Raw genomic sequence first — 2,467 nt, forward strand, 5'->3', positions numbered from 1 at the left:
CTCCACCACCACCGACGGCACCCAGCTCCAGCTGTGGGACTGCAACGGCCAGGCCAACCAGCAGTTCACCAGCACCTCCGCCGGTGAACTGCAGATCCTGGGCAAATGCCTCGACGCCGCCGGCACCGCCAACGGCACCAAGGTCCAGATCTACTCCTGCTGGGGCGGCGACAACCAGAAGTGGCGCGTGAACTCCGACGGCACCATCGTCGGCGTCCAGTCCGGACTCTGCCTCGACGCTGTCGGGGTCGGCACCGCCAACGGCACCCAGATCCAGATGTACTCCTGCTCAGGCGGCAGCAACCAGAAGTGGGCGTGGAACTGACGTCACGCCCTGGGGCCGCCGAACCGCGCCCCATGATGCGGATGGGTGAGCACTGACGCGGTCGGGCGCCGCCCGTCGCAGGCCGGTTCCGGCCTGCGACGGGCGGCCCCTTCACGCGATCGGTCGCCGCGGGAGCGGACCGTCCGGTCGTAGGCGCCGCCTGCGTTGCGCAGCTTCAGTGCGGATACTGCCGGCCGGCGCCGAGGCCGAAGAGACGGTCGCCGTCCCACCACTCGGGCGTCTCGTCGACGACCGGGGTGACCTCCAGGAGCGTCACCTCGTTGCGGCGAAGGACGAGGTCCACGTCCGCGCGCCCACCGGTGACGGGGACGCTCCGGTGCGACCGGGCGGGCTCTGCGGCCTCGCGGAGCGCGTCGAGCTGACGGTCGCTGGGCGCCAGTGGCCGCCCCATCTCGCACCAGGCGGCCCAGGAGTTGCCGTCCTCCTCGCTCACGGAGCGGCGCCGTGCGAAAGCAGCGCCGTGCGAGCCGGGGGCGCCGACGGGCAGGGAGAGCCGGACGGTGTGGCCCTCGACGGGCTCGCCACCGGTCGGGTCCGCCGGGGCCCAGGCCAGCACGGTGACGCGGCCGTCGCCGTGCCGCGTCACCAGGTGGTCCTCACCGCGGGCCAGGATCTGGTCGCCCATCTCGGCCATGAAGGCGTACAGATGGTAGGTGGGCTTCTTGATCTGGCGATGCGTGAGCAGACCGAAGCCGCCGTGGAAGGGCGCGGTGGGGATGCCCACCTCCTCGAACACGTCGCAGAACGTCCAGTACGAGAAGGAGTCCGCGACGTCACCGCCGTTGGCCAGCACCGGTGCGAGGTAGGCCGCGTGGAATGCGGTGTCGTGGATCGGGTTGTCCGGCCGGTACGACGAGTTGAACTCGGTGATGTGCAGGGGCAGGTCCGCGAGCCCGGTGCCCGCCAGCTGCCGCCTCGGTGCCGCGAACTGCTCCAGCAGCGCCGACGCCGGCATGAGCGTCTGGTGGGTCCCGAACGGCACGTGCCGCTCGGGACCGCTGCTGTAGGCGTGGCGGCTGACGAAGTCGATCGGCAGGTCCCGGGCCTCGACGAACGCACCGAAGCGCTCGATCCACTCGTCCTGGTAACCCGGGGCCAGCGACGGGCCGCCGACCTGGAGCTCGGCGTCGACCTCCTTGACCGCCAGCGAGGTCACCTCGTAGAGGCGGTGGTAGGCGTCCTGGCCGGCGGACCAGAAGATGTCGAGGTTGGGCTCGTTCCACACCTCGATCGGCCACTGGCGCACCTGGTCGATGCCGTAGCGCTCGACCAGGTGCCCGACGACGGCGCGGACCAGGTCCGCCCACTCCTTCTCGTCGCGAGGAGGAGTGATGTTGCCCTTCCACCAGAACACGGTCTCCTCGCCGGAGGCGAGCTCGGACGGCATGAAGCCGAGTTCGAGGAAGGGCGCGATGCCCAGCTCCAGGTAGGAGTCCACCACCTGGTCGACGTACGTGAAGGCGTGGCGGACGCGCCGCTCGCCGGCGTAGTCGTAGGGCCGGTGGACGCCCATTCCGTCACTCAGCAGCCCGTGTCCCCGGATGTACCGGAAACCGATGTCCCGCTGTGTGAGGGCAAGTGACTCCTGGTAGTCACGCCGCAGCGCGAGGTCGAGCCGACCCGTGCCTACGCAGTGGCGCCAGGCGTCGGACAGCTGGGCCGACGGCTGGTGGGGAACGACGATCCGCATGGTGGTTCCTTCATTGCGGGGTGGCGGGGTGCGGCGCGGCGCGCCGAGGGGCGCGGCGGGCGGATGGCTCCAGCCGTGCTCGTTGCTTACGCGCTGCGCACCTTAGGTAGCTCGGGAAAACCGTGTCAAGGGCGTCGGTCCAAGGCCGTGTCGCACAGTGGTCGGCGCCGTAACGATTGCGCAACTTGCGAAAACTTTGGTGTTGCCACCCGTCTAACCAGGCTGTACACATACCTCATCTCCGCGAATGGCTCGTTAATTTGCGCAAACATTCGCATCACGTGTGTCGTCTCGACGACAGATCAGGGAGTTCCACGATGACGAGGAAGACGCGCAGTGCGACGGCTGTCGCGATCGGCCTGGGCCTCGCCCTCGCTGCGACCGGCTGTGCCGGTGGCAGCGACGACGACGGCGGCAGCGGCAGCGGCGGG

Annotated in this window: 2 protein-coding genes; one reads left to right on the plus strand and one right to left on the minus strand. The window is 69.7% G+C overall.

Annotated features, from left to right (window positions below; genetic code table 11):
- The coding region (locus IH54_RS0138430) for an RICIN domain-containing protein (RefSeq protein ID WP_031526149.1) at nt 1-325 on the plus strand (325 nt) is incomplete at its 5' end.
- Nucleotides 326-500: 175 nt separating this feature from the next.
- Here IH54_RS0138430 and IH54_RS0138435 read toward each other — a convergent pair.
- Nucleotides 501-2,036, minus strand: coding sequence for a GH39 family glycosyl hydrolase (locus IH54_RS0138435; protein ID WP_031526151.1), 1,536 nt, complete (start codon nt 2,034-2,036; stop codon nt 501-503).
- Between the last annotated feature and the right edge of the window lie 431 nt (nt 2,037-2,467).

The sequence above is a fragment of the Streptomyces sp. NRRL F-5123 genome (assembly GCF_000721495.1).
Lineage (GTDB): Bacteria > Actinomycetota > Actinomycetes > Streptomycetales > Streptomycetaceae > Actinacidiphila.

What these genes read in the sequence shown, in the direction of transcription:
- IH54_RS0138435 (WP_031526151.1), bottom strand. Translation starts at nt 2,036, where the DNA reads ATGCGGATCGTCGTTCCCCACCAGCCGTCGGCCCAGCTGTCCGACGCC.